Below are 20,060 nucleotides of genomic sequence, written 5' to 3'. Positions count from 1 at the left end.
CCCATCGCCATCAGCCTGAGCACCGCCCTTGGCATGGACCCGCGCCCCCTGGTGGTGGCGGTGATGATCGCGGCCTCCTGCGCCTTTGCCACGCCGATCGGCTATCAGACCAATACGCTGGTCTACGGCCCGGGGGGCTACAAGTTCACCGACTTCATGCGCATCGGCGTGCCGCTGAACCTGAGCCTGTCGCTCTTGGTGAGCGCGGTGATCCCGCTTTTGTGGTAATCAGGCGCTGCGTTTCGCGTCTTGGGCCGCGATGGTCTCGAACCCCTGTTGGGCCTCCAGGAAGTTCGGGGTCAGCGGCGCGGTCAATTCGGATTGATCCGAGAAATAGGCCCCGACCCGGCAGATCTGCGCGGCAAATTCGGGGTGCACGCCGGCGTCGTCATAGCGGCGGATGCGGTCCTTGCTAAGCCAGCCGCGTTTCTTGGCCTCTTTGCTGATCAGCTTGAGCCGCTGGACCGCGTGGAAGGTGAGGTAGACCGAGAGGTAATCAAGGTAGTCGGGCAGGGCGATGCCGCATGTGGGATCAAAGGCGTCGATCACCACATCGACCATATCCTGCGGCGCAAGGGGCCAGGCCTCGTCACCGATCAGCCAGGCGATGTCTTCGGCGCCGTGGCGCAGACCGGCATATTCAAAGTCGAACCAGCGCAGTTTACCGTCGCGGCCAATGGCGGCATTGCCCGAGCGGCAGTCCCATTTGACGAATTGCCGCGCCGGCGCGTCGATGCGCTCATAGGCGGCGATCCGGTCGAACTGGTCCGAGATGCCGCCCAGACCTTGAAGAAAGTCGACCGCGTCGACGAAATTCAGCACCCAGTCCTTGTTGTTGCCCAGATGGGGCATGATCTCGTTCAACTCGGTCTGCCGCGCGGCCCCGTGGATGCGAAAGATGCCAGCCACGGCCTCGGCCGCGAGATCAAGCTGCGCCGGCCCATCGACCTGCGCAATCTCGACATTCAGGCGGCGTTTGCCCACATCGGACTGAAACATGATCTCGCCCACGACCCCAAGGCATTGCGGCAGGTCGCTGCAATGCCGGCCCAGTTCCGTCAGCACATGGGCTTCGAGATGGGTGCGGCGGAAATTCGGGCGCAGGGTGGCGATCACGGTGCGCTCTGCCAGATGCAGCCGGAAGCTGGAGCGGTTTTCACCTCCGGGGGCCGAGACCCGCGCCACTTCCTGTCCGAAATGTTTGCGTGCGGCGTCGACGATCTGCGCCTGGGCGCTCTTTTCCTTGGGTCGTGGCATGGGGCCTCCGTTGGTCGTTTGGCCCTGTCTACGGGCGCGGCCTGACGAGGCTACGGCGGCCATGGGGCAAAACAAAGGCATTTCTATTGACCCGGCGCCGGGGTGATTCGCGGCGGGGGGGGAACCATTGGCGGCATTTGTAAAACAATGCTCCGGAGGCTTCCGGCACTGTTTCCTATTGACCCTCGGGAAACGACATATTTCGCGCAAAAACGGAAAGAGTTTGGCGGGAATAAGCCGAGCCCTGTAGTCTCGGCATCCTGTGGGGGAGCGGTGCCGTTTGGCCGCCGTGGCTGCAAATTGTTAGATGAGGAATTGTCGCGATGGGATATAGATTTTCGAAAGGCTGGGGCGGTCATGGTGGTGGTCGTGGCGGGAAATGGGCGAAATGGGCCCGTGACAACCGCGGCTCGGGCTCTGGCGGCACCAAGGGCTCCGGCTCCGGCGGCACCCGTGGATCGGGCGGCTGCAAGGCGAGCGGTACGAAATCATATCACAACGGCGGCGTCGAAGGCTCGACCTTCGCGAAATGGTACGACGAACATCTGGCCGGGAAATTTGACGGCAACGATGGGGGCAAGGGCAGTGGTTCTGGTGGGACCAAGGGGTCTGGCTCGGGCGGCACCAAGGGCAGTGGCTCTGGCGGTACCAAAGGTAGTGGCTCAGGCGGCACGAATGGTAGCGGTTCTGGCGGAACCAAGGGTAGCGGCTCAGGTGGTACCAAGGGCAGCGGCTCTGGCGGCACGAAGGGGTCCGGCTCTGGCGGTACGAAGGGTTCCGGCTCCGGTGGCACCAAAGGCTCCGGTTCGGGCGGCACCAAAGGTTCCGGCTCCGGTGGCACGAAGGGTTCTGGTTCGGGCGGCACCAAGGGGTCCGGTTCTGGCGGCACCAAAGGGTCCGGTTCTGGCGGCACGAAGGGTTCTGGCTCTGGCGGCACCAAGGGGTCCGGTTCGGGTGGTACGAAGGGCTCCGGTTCTGGTGGCACGAAGGGTTCCGGTTCGGGTGGCACCAAAGGTTCCGGCTCCGGTGGCACCAAGGGCTCCGGTTCTGGCGGCACGAAGGGCTCCGGCTCTGGTGGCACGAAGGGGTCCGGTTCGGGAGGCACTAAGGGCTCGGGTTCGGGTGGTACGAAGGGCTCGGGTTCTGGCGGTACGAAGGGCTCCGGTTCTGGCGGCACGAAGGGTTCCGGCTCAGGCGGCACGAAGGGCTCGGGTTCTGGTGGCACCAAAGGCTCCGGTTCTGGCGGCACAAAGGGCTCGGGTTCGGGTGGGACTAAGGGGTCTGGTTCTTGCGGCAGCAAAGGCTCTGGCGGCACTTCAGGCGGTGATCCGAGTGGCGACGGCAAGCCCACATTGACCTTCAAGATGGGTCACCCCGCTGAAGTGGAGATTGAGGTCGCGGAAGTGGCTCATAACCAGTTGTTCTTCAAGCTGTCTCCAATAAAGGATACTGAAGCGCCCGATATCGATGGCCTGTTGTTCAATATGGCGGATGGCAGTTCAGTGACGCTGTTGAACTTTTCGGCCAACAAGGAAGATGTGACCAATATTCAGGCCAGCGAAGATGGGGTTACAGACCTCTCTGAGGGCGGACCAAGCGCGGGCGGCATCTATGATGTCGGTCTGCAATTTGGCACGGGGTCGAACGGTACAGGTGGGACGGTCACTTCCACTGACTTCACCCTTTGGACCGACACGACGCTGGCCTTTGAGGACATCGATCTGAGCAGCATGCGTCTGATCGTTGATGCTGACGCAAACGGTGGCGAGATTTTGGATGTGACGGATTGTGATGACCCCGACTGGATCGCACCCGATGACACCACCGCTCCCGACAGCGCCACCGCCCTCATGGACGCGTTGAGCCTCACCGCGCTGCCGGCCGAAGAGGACGATCCCTATGATCCGCCTGAGGAAGATGTCTTTGACATGGCCTGACCCCGGCATCTGAGAAGCAAGAAAGGCGCGCCCGATCGGGTGCGCCTTTTGCGTTGGGGGCGGGCAAGGCGAGAGATCAGCCGTCTCACGCGCTCCCATTGATACCAAAACCACAGACCGCAGCGCCGGGGGCACTTCTGCACGGCTTGTTCCAAGGCGGTTGCTCATTTATAGAGTGGCCCAAACGCATTGCCAGAACGAGGTATTCATGGCCGGTCACTCCAAATGGGCAAACATCCAGCATCGCAAAGGGCGTCAGGACAAGCTGCGCGCCAAGGTGTTTTCCAAACTGTCGAAGGAAATCACCATCGCGGCAAAGATGGGCGACCCTGACCCGGAAAAGAACCCGCGTCTGCGTCTGGCGGTGAAAGAGGCCAAGGGCCAGTCGATGCCCAAGGACAACATCGAACGCGCGATCAAGAAGGCGATCGGCGGCGAGGGCGAGGATTACGAAGAAATCCGCTATGAGGGTTACGGCCCCAATGGCGTGGCGGTGATCGTCGAGGCGATGACCGACAACCGCAACCGCACCGCCTCGACCGTGCGCTCGACCTTTACCAAGAACGGCGGCAATCTGGGCGAGACGGGGTCGGTCGGCTTCATGTTCGAGCGTAAGGGCGAGGTGATCTACCCGGCCTCCGTGGGCGATGCCGACACGGTGATGATGGCGGCGATCGAAGCGGGCGCCGAGGATGTGGAAAGCTCCGAAGACGGCCATGTGATCTATTGCGCGGATACGGACCTCAACGATGTCTCCAACGCGCTTGAGGCGGAACTGGGCGAGTCGGAGTCGACCAAGCTGATCTGGCGTCCGACCACGACGACCGAGATGGATCTTGAGAACATGGAAAAGCTGATGAAGCTGATCGATGCGCTCGAAGAAGACGACGATGTGCAGCGCGTCACTACCAATTTCGAAGCCTCTGACGAGGTTATGGCGCAGCTCTAACGCGGGCTCTGCACCAGCGCCTCGCGCGCCGCGGCCTTGATGGCGGCGGTGAGCGGGGCAAGCGCGGGAGCTATGATCCGCGCCACCTGCCAGTAAAGCGGCACATCCAGCGGCAGCGCGTCGTCGAGCGAGACGAGGCGGCCTTCCTCCATATCCTTGGCCACCAGCGGGGCAGGGTTCATGCCCCAGCCCAGCCCGGCGCGCGCGGCGGTGACAAAACCGTGGCTTGAGGGCAGGTGATGGCTGGGTGGGGTCAGCCGCTGGCCGGTCTTTTGCATCAGCCAACGGGTCTGCAACTGGTCCTTACGGTCAAAGGTCAGCATCGGGGCGGCGCCGAGCGTGGCGGGGGTGACCCCTTGGGCGAACCATTTGGCGACATAGTCCGGACTGGCCGTGGGAAGGTAGCGCATCGCGCCCAGGGGGCGCAGATCACAGCCCGGGGCCGCGCGGGACTGGCCGGTGACCGCCGCGCTGACCTCGCCCCGGCGCAGCCAATCGGCAGAGGTGTCCTGATCGTCAATCACCAGATCGAAAAGCATCTCGGGGATCTGGGCTAGGGCCGGGATCAACCATGTCGCCAGCACATCCGCGGGCACGGCGAGCCGCAACCGGGGCGGCGCATGGCCGGTATCCTGACCCAGAGCCTGCGCTTCGAGCAGCGCGACATCCTCGGCGTGTTTGGCAAGCCGCTGGCCAAGCGGCGTCGGCCTGCAGGGCTGGCCGCGCAGCACCAGCGTGGCCCCCACACGGTCCTCCAGCGCCTTCAGCCGCTGCGAAATGGCCGAAGGCGTCACACCAAGCGCCGCCGCCGCCGCGTCGAAACTGCCAAGCCGCAGGATATGGGCGAGGGCGGTGAGCTGGGCGCTGTCGAGCTGCATAAGTTTTGCTAATCCCCGCAAAGACTATTGAATTTGAGTAATCTTGGCGCTGCCGCTAAGCAAAGGCAACCCAAGACAGGATTGCCCGATGCTCACCTCCTTCCTTCCCGGCTTTGCCCTCAGCCTCACGCTCATCATGGCCATCGGCGCGCAGAACGCCTTTGTGCTGCGCCAAGGGCTGCGGCGCGAACATGTGCTGCCGCTCTGTCTGGTCTGCGCGGCGTCAGACGCGATCCTGATCATGGCGGGGGTGGCGGGCTTTGGCGCCTTGGCCGAAGCCGCGCCCTGGTTCGGGCCGCTGATGCGCTATGGCGGGGCGGCGTTCCTGCTGTGGTACGGCTGGCGCAATGCGCTGTCGGCCTGGCGCGGCGGCGAAGCGCTGGAGACCGAAGGCCAGGCCACGCGCAGCCTCGGCAAGGCGATCCTGACGCTGCTGGCGCTGACTTGGTTGAACCCGCATGTCTATCTCGATACGCTGGTGCTCTTGGGCTCGATCTCGGCGCAATATCCGGACCGGCTGAGCTTTGGCATCGGCGCGGCGCTGGCCAGTTTCGTGTTCTTCTTCGCGCTTGGCTATGGCGCGCGGCTGCTGGCGCCGCTTTTTGCCAAGCCACGCAGTTGGCAGGTGCTCGACGGCGTGATCGCGCTGACCATGTGGGCCATCGCGGTTAAATTACTTGTGATGTAAAGAAATGCGCCCCGCCCATCTTGCCCTTCACGGCACTTTGGGAAAGGGTCGCTTTATGACACAGAGCCCCGCCACCACGCCCGACATCCCCGTTCCCGCCCACCGCCCGCTTGTGGGAGTCTTTTGGATGCTGGTCACAGGGGCCTGTTTCATCGGCGTGACCGCGCTGGTCAAATATATGGGGCCGCGCCTGCCCTCGGCCGAGGCGGCCTTTCTGCGCTATGCCATGGGGCTGGTCTTTGTCCTGCCGATCCTGCGCTCGCTGCTCGCGACGCCGGTGAGCAGGCGGCAATGGGGGCTCTTCGGGATGCGCGGCTTTTTCCACGCGGGCGGGGTGATCCTGTGGTTCTATGCCATGACCCGGCTGCCGATTGCCGAGGTGACGGCGATGAATTACCTCGCGCCGATCTATGTCACCGTGGGTGCTGCGATTTTTCTGGGCGAGAAACTCGCCGCCCGGCGCATCGTGGCGGTCTGTCTGGGGCTGGCGGGGGCGGCGATCATCCTGCGCCCGGGCTTTCGCGAAATCTCCACCGGGCATCTGGCGATGTTGCTGGCGGCGGTGGTCTTTGCCGGGTCTTACCTTCTGGCCAAGGTGCTCGCCGATGAGGCGCGCCCGGTGATGATCGTCACCATGCTGTCGATCTTTGTCACCATCGGGCTCGCGCCCTTTGCCTTTGCGGTCTGGATCATGCCCACGGTGCAAGAACTGCTGATCCTCGCCGGGGTCGCCTTTTTCGCCACGGCAGGGCATTTCACCATGACATTGGCCTTTGCCGCCGCCCCGGTGACGGTGACGCAGCCGGTCACTTTCCTGCAACTGGTCTGGGCCACGATCCTCGGCGTGGTGGTCTTTGCCGAGCCGGTGGACATCTGGGTGGTGCTTGGCGGCATGGTGATCCTGGGTTCGGTCACCTTTATCACATGGCGCGAAGCCACGCTGAAACAACAGGTTACGCCCCCGGCCCACGCGACAAAATTCTGACCAAGGCGCCGCGCCCCGGTACTTGATTGACGCGTCAATAAAGAATCCCCTATCCTGTGGCGGTCACCCGTCAAAGGATCGAATCCAATGCCCAAAGTCGGAATGGAACCCATTCGCCGCTCTGCGCTGGTCAAGGCCACCATCGCCGAGATCGGTGCCGCGCAGTCGCTGGATGTGACGGTGAGCCAGATCGCCAAACGGGCGGGCATGTCGAGCGCGCTTGCGCATCACTATTTCGGCGGGAAGAACCAGATTTTCCGCGCGGCCATGCGCCATATCCTCGCGGAATATGCCGCCCAGGTTCGCCAGCGGCTGGCCACAGCGCGCACGCCGCATGACCGGGCGGCGGCGATCATCGTGGCCAGCTTTGACGATACCGGCTTTCACCCGGGCACGGTCAGCGCCTGGATGACGCTCTATGCGGGGGCGCGGACCAATCCCGAGACGCGGCGGCTGCTGACGGTTTACCAACGGCGGCTGCGCTCCAACCTCACCCATGCGCTGCGCCCGATCAGCCCGCAGCCCGAGGGCGACGCCGACACTTTGGCTGCGCTGATTGACGGGCTCTACCTGCGTGCTGCGTTGTCTGACAACGTCAGCGCTGCCGAGGCCATGACCCGCGCGCTCTATACGCTCGACCTGCTGCTGAAAGCAGGCCGCTAAACAGGGCCGGAAAACGCGGCGCTGACTGCCAGTGTTCGCTCTTTCTGGCCATCACTACTTTCGCCGAAGGCAAGAAGGTTCTCGCAATGCCCTATGATCCCCAACCCAAAGCCAGCCATTTCATTGATGGCGCTTATGTCGAAGACACCGCCGGCACCCCGATCCCGGTGATCTATTCCGCCACCGGCGAGAAGATCGCCACGGTCTATGCCGCGACCCCTGAGATTGTTGAACAGGCCATCACTTCGGCCCGCAAGGCACAGGGGGCATGGGCCGCGATGAGCGGCACCGAACGGGGCCGCGTGCTGCGCCGTGCCGCCGATATGATCCGCGCGCGCAACCATGACCTCTCGGTGCTGGAGACCTATGACACCGGCAAACCCTATCAGGAAACCTCCGTCGCCGATGCCACCAGCGGGGCCGATGCGCTGGAATATTTCGGCGGGCTGGCGGGCAGCCTGACGGGCGAGCATATCCAACTGGGCGAGGATTGGGTCTATACCCGCCGCGAGGCGCTTGGCCTTTGCGTGGGCATCGGCGCGTGGAACTACCCCACCCAGATCGCCTGCTGGAAAGCTGCCCCGGCGCTGGCCTGCGGCAATGCGATGATCTTTAAGCCCTCGGAGACGACACCGCTTTGTGCCTTGAAAGTGGCAGAGATTCTGGTCGAGGCCGGGCTGCCTGCGGGGCTGTTCAATGTGGTGCAGGGCATGGGCGAGGTCGGCCAATCGCTGGTCACGGACCCGCGCGTCGATAAGGTCTCGCTCACCGGGTCGGTGCCGACCGGGCGCAAGGTCTATGCCGCCGCCGCCGAGGGCATCAAGCACGTGACGATGGAACTGGGCGGCAAGAGCCCGATGATCGTCTTTGAGGATGCCGATATCGACAATGCGGTCAGCGGCGCGATTCTGGGCAACTTCTACAGCGCTGGCCAGATCTGCTCCAACGGCACGCGGGTCTTTGTGCAGCGCGACATCAAGGAAGCCTTCCTTGCGCGGCTGGCGGAGCGGCTGGAGAAGGCCGTGGTGGGGGACCCGATGGACCCCGAGACCAGCTTTGGCCCGATGGTCAGCGAACGGCAGATGCAGATCGCGCTGGACTATGTGGCCAAGGGCGAGGCCGAAGGCGCGCGCCTGGTCTCTGGCGGCAAGCAGATCGAACGCGACGGTTTCTATCTGCAGCCCACCGTCTTTGCCGATGTGAAAGACGACATGGTGATCGCCCGCGAAGAGATTTTTGGCCCGGTCATGGCGGTCTTGGATTTCGAGGATGAGGCCGAGGTCATGGCCCGCGCCAATGCCACGGAGTTCGGCCTCGCCGCCGGTGTCTTTACCCAAGACCTCACCCGTGCGCATCGCGTGGCCGCCGCCTTTGAAGCCGGAACCTGCTACATCAATACCTATAACGACGCGCCGGTCGAAGCGCCCTTTGGCGGGATGAAGAACTCCGGCGTCGGGCGCGAGAACTCGAAGGCGGCGATCGAGCACTACAGCCAGTTGAAGTCGGTCTATGTGCGCATGGGCGATGTCGAAGCGCCGTTCTGAGCAACGGAAAATCAGGCCGCAGCGCATAGAGCCGACCCTGTCGGGCGCTGCCCCGCCCCCCTGCGGATTTGCGGAAGGTGAAGAACATGGAAGCTGAATTTGTGATCGTCGGGGCGGGCTCTGCGGGCTGCGCCATGGCCTACCGTCTGGCCGAGGCGGGGCGGAAGGTGATCGTCATCGAACATGGCGGCAGCGACGCGGGGCCCTTCATCCAGATGCCCGCCGCGCTGAGCTATCCGATGAACATGCCGCGCTATGACTGGGGCTATAAATCCGAGCCCGAGCCACATCTGAACGGGCGGCAGCTGGTCTGCCCGCGCGGCAAGGTGATCGGCGGCTCGTCCTCGATCAACGGCATGGTCTATGTGCGCGGTCATGCCAAGGATTTCGATCATTGGGAAGAAAGCGGCGCGCAGGGCTGGGGCTATGCCGATGTGCTGCCCTATTACAAACGCATGGAGACTTGGCATGAGAACGGCCATGGCGGCGATCCGGCCTGGCGCGGCAAGGATGGCCCGCTGCATGTCAGCCGGGGACCGCGCGCCAACCCGCTGTTTGACGCTTTCGTGCAGGCCGGTGCGCAGGCCGGCTATCAGGTGACCGAGGATTACAACGGCGAAAAGCAAGAGGGCTTTGGCCCGATGGAACAGACCGTCTGGAACGGGCGGCGCTGGTCGGCGGCGAATGCCTATCTGCGGCCTGCGCAGAAAACCGGCAATGTCACCCTGATCCGCGCGCTGGCGCAGCGGGTGGTGATCGAAGAGGGCCGCGCCGTGGGTGTTGAGGTCAAGCGCGGCAATGGCGTGGAGGTGATCCGCGCGCAGCGCGAGGTGGTGCTGGCCGCGTCCTCGATCAACTCGCCGAAACTGCTGATGCTGTCGGGCATCGGCCCGGCGGCGCATCTGGCGGAACATGGGATTGAGGTGGTGGCTGATCGTCCCGGCGTGGGGCAGAACCTGCAAGACCATCTGGAGCTTTACATCCAGATGGCCTCAAGCCAGCCGATCACGCTTTATAAACACTGGAACCTGCTGTCGAAGGCGGTGATCGGGGCGCAGTGGCTCTTTACCAAGACCGGCATGGGGGCGTCGAACCAGTTTGAATCCGCGGCCTTCATCCGCTCGAAGCCCGGCGTGGAATACCCTGATATTCAATATCATTTCCTGCCCATCGCGGTGCGTTATGACGGGCAGGCGGCGGCCGAGGGGCATGGCTTTCAGGCCCATACCGGGCCGATGCGCTCCAAATCGCGGGGCGACATTACCCTGCGTTCGGCGGACCCGGCGGAAGCGCCGCGCATCCGCTTTAACTACATGTCGCATCCCGATGATTGGGAGGAGTTCCGCAGCTGCATCCGCCTCACGCGGGAGATTTTCGCGCAGGAGGCGTTCAAGCCTTTCGTCAAACACGAGATCCAGCCCGGCGCGGCGCTGCAATCGGATGCCGAGCTTGATGGTTTCATCGCCGAACATGCCGAAAGCGCCTATCACCCCTGCGGCACCTGCCGCATGGGGGCGGTGGATGACCGCGGCGCCGTGGTCGACCCCGAGGCGCGGGTCATCGGGGTTGAGGGGCTGCGCGTGGCCGACAGTTCGATCTTCCCGCGCATCACCAATGGCAATCTGAACGCGCCCTCGATCATGGTGGGCGAGAAGGTCTCGGACCTGCTACTGGGCCGCGATCCGCTGCCGCGGGCGAATGAGGAGCCTTGGCTGCATCCCAATTGGCAGGTGGCGCAGCGCTAGGGGTTAACCTCTCTTAACATCTCGGCTTGCAGGCGGCGGGGCGGGGCGTCATACCGGCCGCATGTTAAGAATTTGTTCACTTTTCACCCTCATTCTGGCGCTGTCTTACGGGGCCGCCTCGGCGCAGGGCATTCGCGGCGTCCTGCGCGTCATCGATGGTGATACTTTTGATGTCGGCGGTACGCGCATCCGCCTGCACGGCATCGACGCTTTGGAAGCGGCTCAGACCTGCGAGACCGAGGGCGGCCAGCCCTGGGCCTGCGGTGACTGGACCACGCGGCAGGTGCGAGAGCGGTTTCAGGGCGCGCAAACACGCTGCGAGGCATTGGATCAAGACCGCTATGGCCGCACCGTCGCGCGCTGTTTCGTCCGCGGCGCAGATGTCGGCCTGCAATTGGTGCAAGAGGGCCTGGCATTCGCCTATCGCAAATATTCGATGGATTATGACCTCGACGAAAAAGCCGCCTATGTGGCGGCGCGCGGCATTCATGGGTTCAAGACCATCTCGCCCGCCCGCTACCGGGTGACCCGGCGCAGCGGCAGCGCGCCCGAGCGGGCCAGCGGGGGGTGCAATATCAAGGGCAATATCAGCGCCAAGGGCACGCGGATCTATCACCTGCCGGGGCAGGCCTTTTATGACAAGACCCGGATCAACGTCAAAGCTGGCGAGCGCTGGTTCTGCTCTGAGGCCGAGGCCCGCGGCGCGGGCTGGCGGCGGGCAAAACGCTGATCATTCCACCCGGTAGGGCAGCGCGTCGCGCTGGTGGGGGTCCACCACCAGTTGCCGTTCCAGCGGCGGGACGGAGCGCTGATGGCAGTCCTTGCGCTCGCAGATGCGGCAGGAAATCCCGATCGGTTCAAAGGCATCGCTGCGGCTGACATCCATGCCATCGGCATAGACCAGCGCCGGGGCATGGCGCACCTCGCAGCCCAGCGAGATCGCGTAGCGCCGCACCGGCGCGCCAAAACGGCCCGCAGGTTTCGAGATGTCCCGCGCCAGGCTGATATAGCGCACCCCATCCGGCGTTTCGGCCAGTTGCCGCAGGAAACGGCCGGGGGTCTCAAAGGCGCGGTGGACGTTCCACAGGGGGCAGGCGCCGCCAAAACGGGCAAATTGCAACCGCGTCGCGGAATGGCGTTTGGTGATCGTGCCCGCCTGATCGACGCGCACAAAGAAAAACGGAATGCCCTTGGCGCCGGGGCGTTGCAGGGTCGACAGCCGATGCGCCACCTGTTCGATCGACGCGCCGAACTGCGTGGCCAGCACCTCCAGATCATGGCGGCAGGCGCGGGCCTGTTCCAGAAAACGCACGTAGGGCATCAAGGCCGCGCCGGCGAAATAATTGGCCAGCCCGATCTTGGCGATATCCCGCGCGGCGGGGCTGTGAAAGCGGGCAAGGTCGAGCGTTGCTTCGATCAGCGCGTCCTGCCCGGTGAGGGCGACCTGAAGCAGCAGCTGAAAGGTCTGGGTTTCAGGTGCCGCGCGGGCCGAGATATGCAGGGTCTTGCTGGCCGGATCATAGTCCCGCAGCCGGTCCACATCGTCGAAGATCACATTCACGCCGCCATTGGCCAGCGCTGCAACCGCCGCGTCGCGGGGATTGACGGGGCCGCCTTCGCGGGTGGCGAAATGTTCGGCGGCGCGGTCAACGGCATCGATGTAATTGTCGCAATAGTGAAAGAAATCACGCACTTCTTCCCAGGGCGACGGCATGGCGCGGGCATCCTCACGGCCAAGCGCTTCGTCCAGTGAGGCGAGACGTTCATGCACCTGCCGGTAGCTTTGGTGCAGCGCAAGAAAGGCATGGGCCAGCCCCGGCGCATTGGAGGCGGTCAGCCGGATATCGGCCATCGGGGGGATGCTGCCGGCAAAGATCGGATCGGCCAGAGCTTCGCGCAGATCGCTGACCAGACGCTCGCCGTCGCCGCTGGAGAGTTCGGTGACGTCGAGCCCGAATTCCGAGGCCAATGCCAGCACCACGGCGGTGCTCACCGGCCTGTTGTTGTTCTCCATCTGGTTCAGATAGGGCAGGGAGACGCCCAGCCGCGCGGCGAAATCCTTTTGTGTGAGCCCCGCCCGGGTCCGGGTCTCGCGCAGCTTCACGCCCGCATAGAGTTTCTGTATCGCCATCGCGCGCCTTTGCAGTTTTGCAATTTCCGCGAGGGTAGCTTTGCAAACTGCCCCGCGCAAGGTGGCGCGGGGGCGAAGGTTAGAGGCCCAGAGCTTTCTCCCGGTGGATCACCAGCCAGATCGACGCGACAGAGGCGAAAGCCGTCAGCAGCATCAGCCAGAGCAAGGGATAGGCGCCGGTCTCTGGCGTCAGCAAAGCGCCTGCCAAAGCGCTCAGCGCCGCGCCGCCGACGATCATGATTGCCCCGCCCAGACCCGAGGCCGTGCCCGCCAGATGGGGGCGGACCGACAGCATGCCAGCGGTGGCGTTGGGGATGCAGAGCCCGTTGCCCAGACCGACAAATGTCATCAACCCGAAAAAGCTCAAGGGGGAGCCATAGCCGGCCAGAAAGATCAGCAGGGACAGCGCGCCGCCCACCGCATTGGCGATGCAGCCCCAGAGCACCAATGTGTTGACGCCATAGCGCGTGGCGGTCCGGGCGGTGATGAAATTGCCGAGGAAATACCCCACCGCCGGGGCGCCGAAATAAAGCCCCAGCAGCGCCGGTTCCATGCCGAAAACCACGGTGCCGACAAAGGGCGCGCCGCCCAGATAGGCGAAAAACGCGCCGGAGCAGAAACCGGTGGCCAGCGCATAGCCCCAGAACCGGGGCGAGCGCAGCAGTTCGGGGTATTCGCCAAATTGCTGGGCAAGGCTCTTGCCGCTGGCGCGGGCGGTCTCGCCAAGGTCGGCCCAGGTCACCCAGAAGACCAGCGCCCCTACGATCAGCATCGCCCAAAAGGAAGCCTGCCAGCCGAAAGCCTGCTCCAGCAGGCCGCCGAGGGCCGGGCTGATCATCGGCACCAGCGCCATGCCCATGGTGACATAGCCGATCATCGAGGCGGATTGGTCCTGTGTGTAAAGATCGCGGATCACCGCACGGCTGAGCACCATGCCGGTTGCGATCACGGCCTGTGCCATGCGGAACACCAGAAAGACCGCGATGTTCGGCGCAAGCAGACAGCCCAGGGTCGCGACCAGAAACAGGCCCAGCCCCCAAAGCATCACCTTGCGCCGCCCCAGATTGTCGGAAATCGGGCCGATGAAAATCTGCAAGATGCCACTGAAAAACAGATAGAGCGGCACAGAGAGCTGCATCACCGCGTAATCGGTGTCAAAATGCTCTGCCATCATCGGCAGGCTCGGCAGAAAGACATTCATCACCATGGCCGAGAGCCCGGCAAGCAGGATCAGCGTCGACACATGGGGCGGGGTGGTTCGGTCCCGATAGCGGACAAGGGGCAGGTCGCTCATGCATATGCAAGTAATCCGGGCGCCGGTTCTTGTCCATCCTTTACATGTTAATTTGCAGATTTGCGATTTGCGGCAAAGGTGCTGTATTTGTTTTGCAAATTTGCGAAATTACCCTTTGGTCGGTTCCCCCGTTTCGATAGACTGGCGCAAATCACAGCAGGGGTGCGTCATGCAAGACATTCTCGAACAATTAGAGCAGCGCCGCGAAGCTGCGCGTATGGGCGGCGGACAGGCGCGGATCGACGCGCAGCACAAACGCGGCAAGCTGACCGCGCGCGAAAGGGTCGATCTGCTTCTGGACGAGGGCTCTTTCGAAGAATTCGACATGTTCGTCACCCACCGTTGCACCGATTTCGGCATGGAAAACCAAAAGCCCGCCGGGGACGGCGTGGTCACCGGCTGGGGCACGATCAACGGGCGGCTTGTCTATCTCTTCAGTCAGGATTTCACCGTCTTTGGCGGGTCGCTCTCGGAAACCCATGCGCAGAAGATCTGCAAGATCATGGATATGGCGATCCAGAATGGCGCGCCGGTCATCGGCATCAACGACTCGGGCGGCGCGCGCATTCAAGAAGGCGTGGCGAGCCTTGCCGGCTATGCCGAGGTGTTCCAGCGCAACATCGAAGCCTCGGGCGTGATCCCGCAGATCAGCGTCATCATGGGCCCCTGCGCGGGCGGGGCGGTCTATTCGCCGGCGATGACCGATTTCATCTTCATGGTGAAGGACAGCTCTTATATGTTCGTCACCGGCCCCGATGTGGTGAAAACCGTCACCAATGAGGTCGTCACCGCCGAAGAACTGGGCGGTGCCACCACCCATACGCGCAAATCCTCCGTCGCCGATGCGGCCTTTGAGAATGATGTCGAAGCGCTGGCCGAGGTCCGCCGCCTTGTCGACCTGCTGCCCGCCAACAACCGCCAGAAACCCCCGGTGCGCCCGTTCTTTGATGATCCGAACCGGATCGAGCCCTCGCTCGACACGCTGGTGCCGGCCAATGCCAATACGCCCTATGACATGAAGGAATTGATCCTGAAACTGGGCGACGAGGGTGATTTCTACGAGATTCAGGCGGAATTTGCGAAAAACATCATCACCGGTTTTATCCGCATCGAAGGCCGCACCGTCGGCGTCGTGGCCAACCAGCCGATGGTGCTCGCGGGCTGCCTCGACATCGACAGTTCGCGCAAGGCCGCGCGTTTCGTGCGCTTCTGCGATGCCTTCGAAATCCCGATCCTGACGCTGGTCGATGTGCCCGGATTCCTCCCCGGCACCGGGCAGGAATTCGGCGGCGTGATCAAACATGGGGCGAAACTCCTCTTCGCCTACGGCGAAGCCACCGTGCCGATGGTCACCGTCATTACCCGCAAAGCCTATGGCGGCGCCTATGACGTGATGGCCTCAAAACACCTGCGGTCGGATTTCAACTACGCCTGGCCCACCGCCGAGGTTGCCGTCATGGGGGCCAAGGGCGCGACCGAGATCATCCACCGCAAGGATCTGAACGACCCCGAAAAAATCGCCAAACACACCAAGGATTACGAGGACCGTTTCGCCAATCCCTTTGTCGCCGCCGAACGGGGCTTCATCGACGAGGTGATCCAGCCGCGCAGCACCCGCAAACGTGTGGCACGGGCCTTTGCCTCCCTGCGCAACAAGAAGGTGCAGACCCCCTGGAAGAAACACGACAACATTCCTTTGTGAGCGCCCCCATGGTCCTTCATCCTTTCTCAAATACCGATCCCACGGGGGCCGCAGGCGGAACCCTCGGCGGGCCGGGCGGGTTCCCCTGCAAAGGAGGACCGGATCATGCCCAATTCATCGATCAAGGACGAAGAGACCTACAAATCCCTGCGCGAGGATGGGGCGAGCAAGGAGAAAGCCGCCCGGATCGCCAATGCGCAGGCCAACGACAGCCAGCATCCCGGCAAGAAGGGGGGCAAACAGCCGCCCTACGAGGATTGGACCAAGGACGATCTCTACGACCGGGCGCAGGAGCTTGGCATCGAAGGGCGCTCGGATATGGACAAGGACGCGCTGATCGACGCCCTGCGCAATCACTAACGCCCTTCGCGCGCTGGTGCATGGCCGGCGCCTTGACCTTCGGTCTGGTCGGGCCCGCAGCGGCCTTTGACGTGCCCTCCGGCCAGCCGGTCGAATTGCAGGAAGTCCTGGTCGAAGAGCTTGGCGGCGAGACCTGGCTGCGCTTTCGCTTCATCGCGCCGCAGATCGCCAAAGGGCCGGATGCCATCGCCTATGATCTTGCCGCGCAGGATATGGCGCATCTGTGTGACGCGGTGGCGCTGCCCTATATGGCCGAACATGCGCTGGCGGGGCAAATGATCGTGGTCTCACTCGCCGACCGCCCGGTCGCATTCGGCGCCGCCGATCCCGAGGCGACGCAGTTTTTCGAAGCCTTCCGCCCCAAAGATAACGCCTGCATCTGGGAGGGTTTGTAATGCGGCCACAATATCTTGCGGATTTCCGCCGGTTGGCCTTTTCGAATGAGGCTTTGGAGTCACAGGCAGGTCGATTGCGCTTGCAGCCATATCCATTGCCATGTGAATCGCTTATGCTGCGGGTAAGGAATACCGTCGTATCCCTTACCCCAGAACCAGGGCCCGCATGGCATGCCGCCGTGTCGGGTTCCATTAACACAAACAGGAGATTTACATGTCCAAGAGCATCAAGTTGCTGGCAGCATTCGGTTTCGTTGCAGCTGTTTCGGCCTGCGCACAGCAAGAAGAAGAGTTCGTCGTGGTTGAGCCGGCGCCGATCTCGGTTGAGCCCGTTTACACCGGCAAGTACAAGTAATGCCGTTGCAGGGCAGGCGTCCGCGCCTGTCCTGACCTCCGCCCTCTCTGTCACCCCTGCAATCGGAAGGGGTGTCTGATGCCCGCCTATATGCTGAAACATCGCGGGTTTCCGGGCCGTTTGCCCGGGACCGATTTTCAATTCACCATTCGTCGCCCGAACCCCAAAGGGGTCACGCCGATCACCCGGCGCGAGCGCAGGCCGGACCGCCGCGCCCCGGATCGGCGCGCCGATACCGCCTTTGTCAAAGCGCTTTACGAAGCCTTTGGCGATCAGCCCTTTGAGCGGGGCAATCTCGATGCGGGGCGGCTGTCCTGGCTCTTTGGCCGCGAGGTCCTGCCGGCCAGTGATCCTTTTGACCCGGCGGATTACGAAGCCCTGCTGGTGCTGGATGTGCCCGCCGCCCGCGCGGCCTTTCCCGAAGCCTTTGACGGTTGATCGGCATGAAGTCGCCATGCCCCTGCGCAGATCAGCATAGGCTCGCCGATAGCGGGCCGCGGCCCCATCGGCGCTTGGCGATGGCGCGCGCGTCCCTCAAAGTCAAAGTGGGTGGCAGGGCGCGATTTGTCCAAGGTTCTGTCATTCATCAAGACCATACCCCTTCCCCTGTCGGGCAGCGGGTCAGTGCGCTGACATCGCTGTCCGACGTTTTTATGCTGTGGCATTTTGTGCACATAGATGAGGGTCAAGAGACGGCGGCGGAACCTGTCGTCACCGGGGCGGTTGGTCAAATAACAATAAGCAAAAGAGGAACAGGCAAATGTCCATCCGTACAGTCATTCTCGCCTTTGCCGCGACAGCCGGGCTTGCCGCCTGCGGCAACACGATCCCGGAGCAATCGCTTGCGGGCGCAGCCGTCGGCGCGGGGGCCGCGGCCATCACCAGCGGGTCGCTGGTTCAGGGCGCCGCGATCGGGGCGGCCGGCAATGTCGCCTATTGCCAGCTCAACCCCGGCAAATGCTGCGGCTACTGACGGCCGTTCCAATCTTTCCATTCTGACGGCGCCGCTGGCCCTGCGGGCGTGCGGCACCGTCTCCCCTTATCCCAATTCAGGCACCGCGCAGCCCCGGCTGACGCGGTTTTTTGCCTTGCCTGCCACTGTCAAAGGAAGTGCTGATGTTTGACAAGATCCTGATCGCCAACCGGGGCGAAATCGCCTGCCGCGTCATTAAAACGGCCAAGAAGATGGGGCTGACCACGGTTGCCATCTATTCCGACGCCGATGCGCAGGCGCTGCATGTTGAGATGGCGGATGAAGCCATTCACATCGGCCCGCCGCCGGCGAACCAATCCTATATCGTCATCGATAAGGTGATGGAGGCGGTCAAACAGTCCGGCGCACAGGCCGTGCATCCGGGCTATGGTTTCCTGAGCGAAAACAGCAAGTTCGCCGAGGCTCTTGATGCGGCTGGCGTGGCCTTTGTCGGCCCGCCGGTGGGCGCGATCGAGAAGATGGGCGACAAGATCACCTCCAAGAAGATCGCCAAGGAGGCCGGGGTGTCGACCGTGCCGGGCTATATGGGCCTGATCGAAGACGCCGATGAGGCGGTGAAAATCTCCAATGACATCGGCTATCCGGTGATGCTCAAAGCCTCCGCCGGGGGCGGTGGCAAGGGGATGCGGATTGCTTGGAATGACGAGGAGGCGCGCGAGGGTTTTCAGTCGTCAAAGAACGAGGCCGCCAACAGCTTTGGCGACGACCGTATCTTCATCGAGAAATTCGTTACCCAGCCGCGCCACATCGAAATTCAGGTGCTCTGCGACAGCCACGGCAACGGCATCTATCTGGGCGAGCGGGAGTGCTCGATCCAGCGCCGCAATCAGAAGGTTGTCGAAGAGGCGCCGAGCCCCTTTCTTGACGAAGAGACCCGCCGCGCCATGGGCGAACAGGCCGTCGCGCTGGCGCAGGCCGTGGGCTACACCAGCGCAGGGACGGTGGAATTCATTGTTGATGGCGACAAGAATTTCTACTTCCTTGAGATGAACACCCGTTTGCAGGTGGAACACCCGGTGACCGAGCTGATCACTGGTGTCGATCTGGTCGAACAGATGATCCGCGTCGCCAATGGCGAGAAACTGTCGATCACCCAAGACGACGTGACCCTGACCGGCTGGGCCATCGAAAACCGTCTCTACGCCGAAGACCCTTACCGCGGTTTCCTGCCCTCCATCGGCCGTCTGACCCGCTACCGCCCGCCGCAGGAAGTGGCCGCGGGCCCGCTACTGGAGCAGGGCACATGGCAGGGCGACGCGCCCGCCGGTGACATGGCCGTGCGCAACGATACCGGCGTCTATGAGGGCGGCGAGATTTCGATGTATTACGACCCGATGATCGCCAAGCTCTGCACCTGGGCGCCGACGCGGGCCGAGGCGATTGAGAAGATGCGTGTCGCCCTGGACAGTTTCGAGGTCGAGGGCATTGGCCACAACCTGCCGTTCCTCTCGGCGGTGATGGATCACCCGAAATTCATCTCGGGCGATATGACCACCGCCTTTATCGCCGAAGAATACCCCGACGGTTTCGAAGGCGTGACCCTTCGGGAGGCCGACCTGCGCCGCACCGCCGCCGCCTGTGCCGCGATGCACCGGGTGGCCGAGATTCGCCGCGCCCGTGTCTCGGGCCGGATGGACAACCACGAACGGAAAGTCGGCAGCGACTGGAACGTGCGCTTGCAGGGCGAGAGCTTTGACGTGGTGACCCGGGCCGATCCCGAGGGCGCCACCGTGCAATTCGCCGACGGGGCCGAGATGCGGGTCAGCGGCGATTGGACGCCGGGCGACCAGCTGGCCGTGATGACGGTGGATGACGCGCCGCTGGTGCTGAAGGTCGGGAAAATCTCCGGCGGCTTCCGCATCCGGACGCGCGGGGCGGACCTCAAGGTCCATGTGCGCACGCCGCGTCAGGCCGAACTGGCCGCCCGGATGCCCGAAAAACTGCCGCCCGACACTTCCAAAATGCTGCTCTGCCCGATGCCGGGTCTGGTGGTGAAACTGGATGTCGAAGTGGGCGACGAGGTGCAGGAGGGTCAGCCGCTGTGCACCATCGAGGCGATGAAGATGGAAAACATCCTGCGCGCCGAGAAGAAGGGTGTGGTCAGCAAGATCAACGCAGGCGCCGGCGACAGCCTTGCGGTCGACGATGTGATCATGGAGTTCGAATAAGGTGCCACGCGCGGG

Annotated in this window: 19 protein-coding genes and 1 pseudogene; 16 read left to right on the top strand and 4 right to left on the bottom strand. The window is 63.3% G+C overall.

All coding sequences use genetic code 11. From position 1 onward, the window contains the following. Positions 1-228, top strand: a pseudogene (locus AB4M76_RS13375) (SLC13 family permease); the annotation flags it as partial. Here the strand turns inward: AB4M76_RS13375 and AB4M76_RS13370 are convergent. Continuing rightward, entirely contained in the window at positions 229-1,257 is a 1,029-nt protein-coding gene (locus AB4M76_RS13370; RefSeq protein ID WP_368442376.1) for a hypothetical protein, read from the bottom strand. A 323-nt stretch (positions 1,258-1,580) separates the two neighbouring features. Between AB4M76_RS13370 and AB4M76_RS13365 the strand changes: the two genes are divergently transcribed. Both AB4M76_RS13365 and AB4M76_RS13360 read left to right on the top strand, forming a co-directional pair. Beyond that, positions 1,581-3,194 carry a hypothetical protein gene (locus AB4M76_RS13365; RefSeq protein WP_368442375.1) on the top strand — a complete coding sequence of 538 codons (1,614 nt, stop codon included), beginning with the start codon at positions 1,581-1,583 and terminating at the stop codon, positions 3,192-3,194. Between the two features lie 208 nt (positions 3,195-3,402). Continuing rightward, the gene (locus AB4M76_RS13360; RefSeq protein ID WP_368442374.1) at positions 3,403-4,143 is read left to right on the top strand and encodes a YebC/PmpR family DNA-binding transcriptional regulator; all 741 of its coding nucleotides are present in this window, start codon (positions 3,403-3,405) and stop codon (positions 4,141-4,143) included. Here the strand turns inward: AB4M76_RS13360 and AB4M76_RS13355 are convergent. Continuing rightward, positions 4,140-5,021: a LysR family transcriptional regulator ArgP gene (locus tag AB4M76_RS13355; protein ID WP_368442373.1), complete on the bottom strand. Its 882-nt coding sequence runs from the start codon at positions 5,019-5,021 to the stop codon at positions 4,140-4,142. The two genes, AB4M76_RS13360 and AB4M76_RS13355, sit on opposite strands and share 4 nt — an antisense overlap. Positions 5,022-5,109: 88 nt before the next feature. Between AB4M76_RS13355 and AB4M76_RS13350 the strand changes: the two genes are divergently transcribed. From AB4M76_RS13350 to AB4M76_RS13325, 6 genes are all read left to right on the top strand, one after another. Next, positions 5,110-5,709 carry a LysE/ArgO family amino acid transporter gene (locus AB4M76_RS13350; RefSeq protein ID WP_368442372.1) on the top strand — a complete coding sequence of 200 codons (600 nt, stop codon included), beginning with the start codon at positions 5,110-5,112 and terminating at the stop codon, positions 5,707-5,709. 55 nt (positions 5,710-5,764) lie between these two features. After that, positions 5,765-6,694: a DMT family transporter gene (locus tag AB4M76_RS13345; RefSeq protein ID WP_368442371.1), complete on the top strand. Its 930-nt coding sequence runs from the start codon at positions 5,765-5,767 to the stop codon at positions 6,692-6,694. A gap of 87 nt (positions 6,695-6,781) precedes the next feature. Further along, positions 6,782-7,357, top strand: a complete 576-nt coding sequence (gene betI / locus AB4M76_RS13340) for a transcriptional regulator BetI (protein WP_368442370.1) — start codon at positions 6,782-6,784, stop codon at positions 7,355-7,357. An 86-nt stretch (positions 7,358-7,443) separates the two neighbouring features. Next, positions 7,444-8,901, top strand: a complete 1,458-nt coding sequence (betB, locus tag AB4M76_RS13335; protein ID WP_368442369.1) for a betaine-aldehyde dehydrogenase — start codon at positions 7,444-7,446, stop codon at positions 8,899-8,901. A gap of 86 nt (positions 8,902-8,987) precedes the next feature. Further along, positions 8,988-10,646 (top strand): choline dehydrogenase, encoded by a 1,659-nt coding sequence (betA, locus tag AB4M76_RS13330; RefSeq protein WP_368442368.1) that lies wholly within the window; start codon positions 8,988-8,990, stop codon positions 10,644-10,646. A 61-nt stretch (positions 10,647-10,707) separates the two neighbouring features. Then, on the top strand, positions 10,708-11,376 hold the full coding sequence (locus AB4M76_RS13325; protein WP_368442367.1) for a thermonuclease family protein: 669 nt from the start codon (positions 10,708-10,710) through the stop codon (positions 11,374-11,376). On the opposite strand, the gene AB4M76_RS13320 is transcribed toward AB4M76_RS13325, so the two are convergent. Both AB4M76_RS13320 and AB4M76_RS13315 read right to left on the bottom strand, forming a co-directional pair. Next, positions 11,377-12,777, bottom strand: a complete 1,401-nt coding sequence (locus AB4M76_RS13320) for a short-chain fatty acyl-CoA regulator family protein (protein WP_368442366.1) — start codon at positions 12,775-12,777, stop codon at positions 11,377-11,379. Between the two features lie 79 nt (positions 12,778-12,856). Further along, positions 12,857-14,071 (bottom strand): multidrug effflux MFS transporter, encoded by a 1,215-nt coding sequence (locus AB4M76_RS13315; RefSeq protein ID WP_368442364.1) that lies wholly within the window; start codon positions 14,069-14,071, stop codon positions 12,857-12,859. A 169-nt stretch (positions 14,072-14,240) separates the two neighbouring features. On the opposite strand from AB4M76_RS13315, the gene AB4M76_RS13310 reads away from it, so the two are divergent. The 7 genes from AB4M76_RS13310 to AB4M76_RS13280 all read left to right on the top strand — a co-directional run bounded on the left by AB4M76_RS13310 (position 14,241) and on the right by AB4M76_RS13280 (position 20,045). After that, complete coding sequence (locus AB4M76_RS13310; protein WP_368442363.1) at positions 14,241-15,773, top strand: acyl-CoA carboxylase subunit beta; 1,533 nt, start codon at positions 14,241-14,243, stop codon at positions 15,771-15,773. Between the two features lie 105 nt (positions 15,774-15,878). Then, the gene (locus AB4M76_RS13305; RefSeq protein ID WP_067630224.1) at positions 15,879-16,133 is read left to right on the top strand and encodes a Rho termination factor; all 255 of its coding nucleotides are present in this window, start codon (positions 15,879-15,881) and stop codon (positions 16,131-16,133) included. A 32-nt stretch (positions 16,134-16,165) separates the two neighbouring features. After that, positions 16,166-16,528: a DUF6497 family protein gene (locus AB4M76_RS13300; protein ID WP_368442362.1), complete on the top strand. Its 363-nt coding sequence runs from the start codon at positions 16,166-16,168 to the stop codon at positions 16,526-16,528. Positions 16,529-16,742: 214 nt separating this feature from the next. Further along, positions 16,743-16,883, top strand: coding sequence for a hypothetical protein (locus AB4M76_RS13295; RefSeq protein ID WP_007119254.1), 141 nt, complete (start codon positions 16,743-16,745; stop codon positions 16,881-16,883). Between the two features lie 90 nt (positions 16,884-16,973). After that, positions 16,974-17,321, top strand: coding sequence for a hypothetical protein (locus AB4M76_RS13290; RefSeq protein WP_368442437.1), 348 nt, complete (start codon positions 16,974-16,976; stop codon positions 17,319-17,321). Between the two features lie 322 nt (positions 17,322-17,643). Next, on the top strand, positions 17,644-17,856 hold the full coding sequence (locus tag AB4M76_RS13285; protein WP_368442361.1) for a hypothetical protein: 213 nt from the start codon (positions 17,644-17,646) through the stop codon (positions 17,854-17,856). Between the two features lie 143 nt (positions 17,857-17,999). Further along, the gene (locus AB4M76_RS13280; protein ID WP_368442360.1) at positions 18,000-20,045 is read left to right on the top strand and encodes an acetyl-CoA carboxylase biotin carboxylase subunit; all 2,046 of its coding nucleotides are present in this window, start codon (positions 18,000-18,002) and stop codon (positions 20,043-20,045) included. The last annotated feature ends 15 nt before the right edge of the window (positions 20,046-20,060 follow it).

The sequence above is a fragment of the Sulfitobacter sp. PS-8MA genome (genome assembly GCF_040933935.1).
GTDB lineage: Bacteria > Pseudomonadota > Alphaproteobacteria > Rhodobacterales > Rhodobacteraceae > Sulfitobacter.
Note: the sequence above shows the minus strand (reverse complement) of the source record. Positions and strands in the feature narration are given on the sequence as shown.